This window comes from Coleofasciculus sp. FACHB-712 (assembly GCF_014695635.1).
GTDB lineage: Bacteria > Cyanobacteriota > Cyanobacteriia > Cyanobacteriales > FACHB-T130 > FACHB-T130.
Window position 1 is genome coordinate 1 of the sequence record NZ_JACJOQ010000080.1, and the last position, 8,166, is coordinate 8,166.

Annotated in this window: 6 protein-coding genes and 1 pseudogene; 4 read left to right on the forward strand and 3 right to left on the reverse strand. The window is 48.0% G+C overall.

Annotated features, from left to right (window positions below; genetic code table 11):
* A partial coding sequence (locus H6F50_RS01965) for a DUF4157 domain-containing protein (RefSeq protein WP_190425711.1) occupies positions 1-1,110 on the forward strand: 1,110 nt, incomplete at its 5' end.
* Between the two features lie 94 nt (positions 1,111-1,204).
* Positions 1,205-1,426 (forward strand): hypothetical protein, encoded by a 222-nt coding sequence (locus H6F50_RS01970; RefSeq protein ID WP_190414726.1) that lies wholly within the window; start codon positions 1,205-1,207, stop codon positions 1,424-1,426.
* 97 nt (positions 1,427-1,523) lie between these two features.
* Here H6F50_RS01970 and H6F50_RS01975 read toward each other — a convergent pair whose 3' ends face one another.
* Positions 1,524-2,738 carry a pentapeptide repeat-containing protein gene (locus tag H6F50_RS01975; RefSeq protein ID WP_190425714.1) on the reverse strand — a complete coding sequence of 405 codons (1,215 nt, stop codon included), beginning with the start codon at positions 2,736-2,738 and terminating at the stop codon, positions 1,524-1,526.
* 821 nt (positions 2,739-3,559) lie between these two features.
* Entirely contained in the window at positions 3,560-4,765 is a 1,206-nt protein-coding gene (locus H6F50_RS01980; RefSeq protein WP_190425717.1) for a pentapeptide repeat-containing protein, read from the reverse strand.
* A gap of 757 nt (positions 4,766-5,522) precedes the next feature.
* On the opposite strand from H6F50_RS01980, the gene H6F50_RS01985 reads away from it, so the two are divergent.
* Both H6F50_RS01985 and moaA read left to right on the forward strand, forming a co-directional pair.
* Positions 5,523-6,986 (forward strand): MFS transporter, encoded by a 1,464-nt coding sequence (locus tag H6F50_RS01985; RefSeq protein ID WP_190425720.1) that lies wholly within the window; start codon positions 5,523-5,525, stop codon positions 6,984-6,986.
* 44 nt (positions 6,987-7,030) lie between these two features.
* A complete protein-coding gene (moaA, locus tag H6F50_RS01990; protein WP_190425723.1) occupies positions 7,031-8,017 on the forward strand; it encodes a GTP 3',8-cyclase MoaA in 987 nt (328 codons plus the stop codon).
* 61 nt (positions 8,018-8,078) lie between these two features.
* Here the strand turns inward: moaA and H6F50_RS01995 are convergent.
* Positions 8,079-8,166, reverse strand: a pseudogene (locus tag H6F50_RS01995) (30S ribosomal protein S4); the annotation flags it as partial.

Genomic DNA, 8,166 nt, shown 5'->3' on the forward strand with positions numbered 1-8,166 from the left:
CAACAGGGAATCCCGAATCATCAAAACAAATTGATGAGAAAGTTGGATGTACCCACCCTGCAACGCGAGGTGATGCCAGAAGAGGAAGAAGAAAAAGAACTCCAGATGAAGCCGATGATACAGTGTCAGTCTAGTGAGGATGGGAAACCCGCCTCACCGGATCTCGAAGCAACCATCCAACAGGCACGAGGAGGCGGACAGCCACTCGCACAGAGCATCCTGGAACCGATGGAGCAGGCATTTGGAGCTGACTTCAGCAGGGTGAAGATTCATACGGATGCTCAATCTAACCAGTTGAATCGCTCAATCCAGGCGAAGGCATTTACAACAGGGCAGGATATTTTCTTCCGGGCGGGAGCATATGAGCCGGGAAGCCGGGGCGGACAAGAGTTGATCGCCCATGAACTGACTCACGTTGTTCAGCAGAATGGCAGTGCAGTGCAGCGATCGCTGCGGTTGCAGCGATCGCTGCAACCGCAGCAAAAGTCCGTTATTCAGCGCCAAGGCGATCAAAGTCCTGCACAGTCAACAGCAGGATTTAGTGGAGATGTGGCAGGAGATTTAGACAAACTCTACAAACAAGCAGAAGAAGCTCAACCGGAACTGTACGAAAAAGTCACTCAAATTGCCAGTGAGACCTCTGGGGTGGCAAAGCTACCTCAAGCCTTAAAAGGGCGAGAACGAGCAATGGAGAAAACAATGGCTGATTACAAGGGGGATGTTTCTAAATTAGTAGATATTGCACGCGGTTCTATAGTTTACAAGTCATTTCCTGACTTAATGGGTGGGCTAGATGTCTGCAATAGAAATTTAACGCTGGTGCGAGAAAAGAATCGCTTTGCACAACCTACCCCAGCTGGCTATCGCGATATTCTTCTAAACGTTCAGCTATCAAATGGTCATATTGCGGAATTGCAACTCCATCTAACCCAAATTCTAGAGGTTAAGTCAGGTGCAGGGCATAAAATATACGAAGAGGTTCGGAAAATAGAGGCAGCAGCTCAAACAGCCGATCGGGCTTTAAGCTCAGAAGAAAAAGCAAAAATTGATCAGCTTAATGCAGAAGCAAAAGCACTTTACGATCAGGCTTTAGCTAACGCGGGTGGATGATTGACATTGACTGGATAACTCAAAGTAATGTCGGTATGCACTCAATAGAATCGGTACAAGCAGCGAATCAAGTTAACTAGCGGATCATCATATTATGGACTTACCACTCTACTGCATTGTAGGAGATCGACCCGTTAAAGCTATCGAGACCGAAGACGGGGGCATGGATGTTCTTGCCTATGAGTGGGATACTGGCGAGTTTAAGCGTGCAATGCAGTATCTTTCAAAGATTACTTTGGGAGACGGGGAAATAGATTATGTTTCTGAGCAAGAGTTTGAGCAGTATGTCGAAAAACTGCGTCAACAAGCATCATAGGCAGTAAAACCCCTGCAATCATCGTGCAGGGGTAAGGTATCAGGTAGAAGATAACGATCGATCAATGATTGTTATCGCAAGTTGCCACCGATCTCAATCAACCGCCTAATAAAGCCCTTGCCTTCGCTTCAGCAGGGACAATGACTTTGTTCTTAAAAGAGGCGATCGCTTCCTCAAAAGCGTTATACCAATATGTTTCCAACACCCAAGGATAGCGTTGGAAATCTTCAAACATCGCGTATTCTTTCTGGGCTGAAGTATGTAGCAATGGCTGCACCGGCACCGATTGCAGATTGGGAATAATAGCGTGCAATTCTTGAGGAATACTTCTAGGATCGGTGAGATCGGCAATGATGAACCGCGAAATTTGAGCCAGCGTCGAGATGGTTTCCGTCAGGTCTTTACTTGTCGATGTCTCGCAGTCTATAACCACCGGCAAATAGTTATATTTGCGAAGTGCATCCAAGATTGGCTTGCGCTCCTGGGTGCAGCGACCCAGAACCAGTATGACTTTAGAAGAGATAGTGTTATTGAAATCGGGGATTTTTTGAGTGTTGAGCAGCCGACTGATAAACTCGGCAACTTCCAGATTGTCCACTGCGATCGCGGGTTCGCCAAAAGTAGTGATGACTAGGCTCAACTGCTTGGCTCCCTTCAGTTTTAATCCCAAAGTGGAAATCCCATAAATTGAACACTCCTCAAGGTTGGCTCCCTCTAGATTTGTCCGCACCACCTGAGCCTCACTCAAGTTTGCCCATCTCAGGTCTGTCTTGCGGAAGTCTGCCACGCTGACAACTGCTCGTCTCAGGTTTGCCCATCTCAGGTCTGCCCCACTGAAGTTGGCTTCACTGATTTCTGAATTGCTCAAGTTGCTTCCGCTCAGGACTGTCCCTTTTAAGTTGGTTTTGTTGAATTTTGCCTTGCTGAGATTGGCAGCACTTAGGAGTGCGCCATTGAGGTCTGTCCCATCTAGGAGTGCGCCGCTGAGGTCTGCCCATCTCAAGTCTGCCCCGCTGAGGTTGGCTCTACTGAGGTTGGCTCCGCTCAGGTTAGCCGAGGTCAGATTAGCCCCGCTGAAGTTGACTAAGGAGAGGTCTGCCCCACTGAGATTGGCTGTGCTGAGGTTGGCTCGTTTAAGGTTAGCCATCTTTAGGTCTGCTCGGATTTGAGGATTCTGTTGTCTTTCCTCATTCCAGGCTTTCACTCCTTGTTTGAGCAGATCCAATTGTTGCTTATTTGTCCGATTTTTCAACCGGGTTTCAATCTCAATTCCTGTCGGGTTTGTTTTAAAATCTATGTTGTTTTTTGCCATATAGCTTTCCATAAATCCTCTCTAAATTCACAAACATTCAATACTTGAACTCAGATATCCAAACATACTTCAAGTGATTGCGACCAGCGACTTTACGCTTTTGCTGGCAGCTAATTTTTGTAATTTTGGATTTAACAAATTAAGTAACTACGTAATTACACGTAAATGGTTTAATTTGATGATCTATATCTTAAGGAATACGCCTTGAGTCTGACTACCATTAAGAGTACATATTTACACAATCTTTAAACAAGTAGTATATTTACTGAGCTTAAAGATAAATTTCGCCATAAATGTTACTAAGCATACAGACAAGAATGACATAATATGTAGAACAACAAAAAAGGCTTTTGTTTTGAACTAGGTGAGATTACGGGGGCACACCAGAAGAAGAGGGGAAAAGCGATCGCATTTAGCGATACTGCCAAGGGTTTTATTTAGACTAAAAAGCATACTGTGATTGCTTTATAGCCGTTCTTGGATAAGGTGAAAAACATTTGTCAGTTTAATCGCTTTGTTATCGGCTTCGCGATCGCTCATCCGCTCGGTACGCAATTCTAGAAAAACTACTCGGTAAAATTAAAACTCAGTTTCCGCCGAAGTAAGCAGAGCTTTGTCAAGAGCCTTGCCAGTTTTTTTCGACTCACGTCCGCAAATTCCGGAAAAACTTACCAGGTGTGCCATGCCAATAGAGACGGTAGTTTGTAGTTTTAGCTACGAACCCCGTTCCCGTAGTTACGGAAGACATTCTAAGCAAGATGGCGATTTCAGCAAACAATCAAATCAGCGTCAGCCATCGTAGAGGTAAGGGATTGGCATCCCTAACGTCCGCTCAGTAAATCATTCGCCTTTGCCTCAGCAGGGGCAATAATTTTTTCTTCTACACAAGCGATCGCATCTTCAAGGCTCTGATACTGGTAAATGGGTTGAGCGTAAGGATATTCCTGAAACTCCTCCGACACAGCCACCTCTTTGCTATCCACTTGTACTAACGGTTGAACCGGCACCAAAGGGATACCTTGGAGAATTTTTAGTAATTCTTGGGGGATGCTGCTGGCGTCCGTGAAATCCACAATCACAAACTTCGCCATCCCAGCTACCGTGGAGATTGCCTCTGTGAGTTCCGGCGTCGCTGCTTTTTCTAACTCCACCGACAAAGGCAAATAGTCATGTTGGCGAAGGGCATTGCGAAGCCCCTCCAGAAAATCTTTCCGCCCATCTGCTTTGAAACTGCCCAAGATCGGCACGATATTGGAGGCTATTGAGGGAAAAACCTCGCGGATTTTCTGGTGATTCAGCAACAAGTACATAAATGTCGCCACTTCCAGATTATCCAGTGCGATCGCTGGATAATCTGGCGGAGTAATCACCAAATTTGACTGGTTGGCTCCTTCCAACTTTAACCCCCAAGACGAAATCCCATAAACTAAACAACCCTCTAGGTTTGCATTCTCAAAGTTAGTCTTGAGCAACCTTGCCCCCATTAAGTTAGCCTCACCCAAATTCGTCCCGCGCAGATCGGCTCCTTGTAAATCCGCCCCAATTAGATTCGCTTTAAACAAATCCGCCTCGCGGAGGTTCGCCCCGATTAGATTGGCTCCCCGCATATCTACCTCTCTAAGGTTCGCCCCAACCAAATTCGCCCCAGACAAATCAGCTTTACCCAGGTAGACCCAGTGCATATCTGCTCCTTCAAGGTTTACCCGGCTCAGGTTCGCCTCAAAGAGGTAGGCTTCGCTGAGATTAGCTTCAGTGATATCTGCCTCTGACAAGTCCGCTTTACTCAGGGATGCTCCCCTCAAATCCGCACCCCGAAGGTCTGTTCGATGCAGAGATGCCTGCATCAGATTGGCTCCACTCAGGTCAGCACTGCACAGAGACGCCCCCGCCAGGTTAACTCCACCCAAATCTTCCTGGCGTAAATCGGCTCCAATTAAATTTGGCGGGATTCCCGGACTCAATTTACGCCACTTATTCCAAGCTTCTACTCCTTGCTTGAGTAAAGCTCGCTGTTGCTTGTTTGCCATGCACTTCAGCTCCCCTCTCTTTTGGCAGATGCGATAATTTTTGGTTAGGCACCCCTAAAGGGTACCAACGATGTCTTGGCGGTTTAAATCGGTTCTCCTGCGCCCTGATATAGAGATGATACTGGTTACAAATTCTCAAAAGACTACTGAAATCGCCGTTTTCTGAAAGAAAAGGCTTTGGACAATGGCAGTTCGAGCAATTCATTAACCGGCTTGTAGATATTCACTGAGGTTTCTTGGGAACCCTAGAAGAGGCAGCGACTCTACTCTGACGAAGAGAACCGAGATTTCAAGTGCTGTTACTCGCCAGTCCGTCTTTGGGTAGAAAAAGTGGGAAAGGGATGTTTAAGGGAGAAAAGTTTGGCGCTCAATTTTTCCTCCACTCAGACAAATCTAACCCCTGAATCCTTCCTTACAAGGCCAGGGGAAACCACGAAATCAGCCTTTTCTAGGGGAAAGGTTAAGTGAAGATGTATTGGTTTTACGTCCACTGGTCTGATACACAATTGCTACCATTTATTAACTAGCGGCAGAGAGATTTAATTATTTTGAATGTTTGTTTCAAAGGATTGAGAAAGTTATCTGACTGCGGGAAGCTGCCCAACCTAGAATTCTCAGTCTATCCTTCTAAAACGTCCATCTTCGAGCCAAGACAGACAAGGCTGTCGTCCGTGCTGTCGGCAAGAGGATTCTTTAATAGAGACAAAGTCAGTGGTTCCCTATTCCAGCCTATCTAAACCAGTCGAGGAGTTTACCGTTGCAAGTCCCAGCTGAAACCGTATCTCTTCCAGCTTTGGAGGTTTTAGAAACTCCCGCCGCTTCCCCGCTGGTAGTTTCTTCCAATTCACCTTCCAAACTTTCCAAACAGGTAATTCGGTCTAGCCTAAAAGCGTCTACTTGGGATGCTGTCTTTGCTGTCGTGTTTGGCGGCATTACCGGCGGCGTCCTGCTCAGTAATTTCTTACTCCAATTAGGTGCAAGCCCAATGGAGATTGGGATGTTGTCGTCCGTCCCCATGCTGGTGAATTTGCTGCAACCACTAGGAGCGTATCTGTCAGAACGAACCATCAGTCGCCACTGGTTTAATGTCTGGATCTACGGCCCGTCGCGGCTGCTGTGGCTAATTTTAGTGGCAGGAATTGGTTGGAGTTGCTGGCACCCAACGGATTCGCCCAACTTGGTCAGCTGGACATTAGCAATCGTCTTGGCAACCAATATCATTGGCAGCTTGGGCAGTGCTAACTGGCTCAGCTGGATGGCGGCGTTGGTTCCGGAACAGTTGCGGGGGCGATATTTTGGCTTTCGCAACAGTGCTATCAGCTTGACCACTCTGCTCTCCGTACCCCTGCTCGGTCTAGCCGTGTCGGTTTGGCCTGGCGGGCCGCTTCAGGGATACGGTGTGGTCTTGTTCTTGGGAGTCATCATTGGGTTAATTAGTTTGGGCTGTCAGTTTTTCATGGTGGATGTGAATCCCCAGACGCAGCACGGCACTGCTGACGAGGCAGGGGAAACTGAGCGTTGGGGAACTGCGATCGCTCTGCTCAAAAATGGCAATTTTGTCAGGTTTCTGCTTTACTTCAGCTTTTGGGCATTTGCGGTTAATATCTGCACTCCTTTCTTCGGTCTCTATCTGCTGGACAACCTGAATATCGATGTCAGCTGGGTAACGCTCTATAGCAGCTTAACGGCGGCGGCTACCTTGGTAATGATGGTGGTATGGGGGAAGCTGGCAGACCGAATTGGGAATCGTCCACTTCTGGTATTTGTGGGGGTGTTGGCAGCACTGACACCTTTACTCTGGCTGGGGCTGGGAGCTGACCCAGTTTCGGTTTGGGTTTGGTTCCCGCTTTTACACCTGTTCATGGGTGGCACCTGGGCAGCGATTGACTTGTGTACCAACAATTTGCAAATGGCTGTGGCAGCAGGACGCCATCAATCTGCTTACTTTGCGATCGCTGCGGCGGTTGCGGGTGTCAGTGGCGCACTGGGAACGACTGTCGGGGGATTTCTGGCTGAGTTGGACAATTTCGGTGGCTTGCCAACCGTGTTTGCTCTGTCTGCTGTTTTACGACTTGTGGCTATCCTGCCTTTAGTCTTTGTCAAGGAGCATCGCAGTCATCCGATTCGGAAGGTTTGGCGATCGCTCATTTCGCCGAAACTGCAACTTGTGCCGCTTCGGGCCCCAATTACTGTAGATCCACTGACAAATGGATCAGAATAAGGGTAGGGGTTAGGGGTTGGTGTTCTCATCAACCCCAAAAAAACATGAATCAGGTAGACTACCTTCGGATTAGCTTAATTGACCGCTGCAATTTCCGGTGTCAGTACTGTATGCCGGAGGGTGCTGAGCTTGACTACATTTTGCAGCAACAGCTGTTAACTGATGAAGAATTGCTCACCCTGATCGAAGAGGTATTTATCCCGGTAGGATTTACTCGATTTCGTCTAACTGGGGGCGAACCGCTACTGCGTCCGCGGGTGGTGGAGTTGGTGGAGGCGATCGCGTCCCTGCCGGACACGCAAGACCTCTCCATGACCACCAACGGGTTTTTACTCGCCCCAATCGCCCAACAACTCTACGACGCCGGGTTGCGACGCCTGAATATCAGTCTGGATTCGCTCAATCCCGAAACCTTTGACAAAATTATCGGCAATCGCGGTCGTTCTCAGTGGCAGAAAGTTTGGGATGGAATTCAAGCCGCCCATCGCGTCGGGTTCGACCCTCTGAAGCTGAATGTGGTGGTCATTCCCGGCGTGAACGACCAAGAAGTGCTGGATCTGGCTGCGTTAACAATTGACCGGCATTGGCACGTCCGGTTTATTGAGTTTATGCCAATTGGCAACGATCGGTTATTTGTCGGAAATGGTTGGGTGGCATCCGCCGATTTGCGCCAACGCATCCGCGACGTCTTGGGATTGACAGAATCTTTTGTTCGGGGTAACGGTCCCGCCGATGTCTTCCAGATTCCCGGAGCCAAAGGGACGCTAGGATTTATTAGTCAGATGTCCGAGTGTTTTTGCGATCGCTGTAACCGGATGCGTCTATCTGCGGATGGCTGGTTGCGTCCCTGTCTGCTGAATGAGACGGGTCAAATTGACCTAAAAACCGCCCTCCGCGCCGGTGTTAATACAGCCGAACTCCGCAATCAAGTGCAGCAATTGCTGTTAATGAAACCAGAGATTAACTATAAGCAGAGAGATGCTGGCACGACTGGTGCGTATAGCCGCACCATGTCGCAAATTGGGGGCTAAAAAATAATTTTGAGTTTTGAATGAGTCCTGAATTATTCAAAACTCAAAACTCAAAACTATCTTAAGCTTGGCGTGAGTAGTACTCAACCACCAGCAGTTCGTTGATTTGCAGCGCGATCCATTCGCGCTCAATCACGCCGTTGACTCTG

Coding starts and splice junctions, on each gene's coding strand:
- H6F50_RS01970 (WP_190414726.1), top strand. CDS start 1,205: ATGGACTTACCACTCTACTGCATTGTAGGAGATCGACCCGTTAAAGCT.
- H6F50_RS01975 (WP_190425714.1), bottom strand. CDS start 2,738: ATGGCAAAAAACAACATAGATTTTAAAACAAACCCGACAGGAATTGAG.
- moaA (WP_190425723.1), top strand. CDS start 7,031: ATGAATCAGGTAGACTACCTTCGGATTAGCTTAATTGACCGCTGCAAT.
- H6F50_RS01980 (WP_190425717.1), bottom strand. CDS start 4,765: ATGGCAAACAAGCAACAGCGAGCTTTACTCAAGCAAGGAGTAGAAGCT.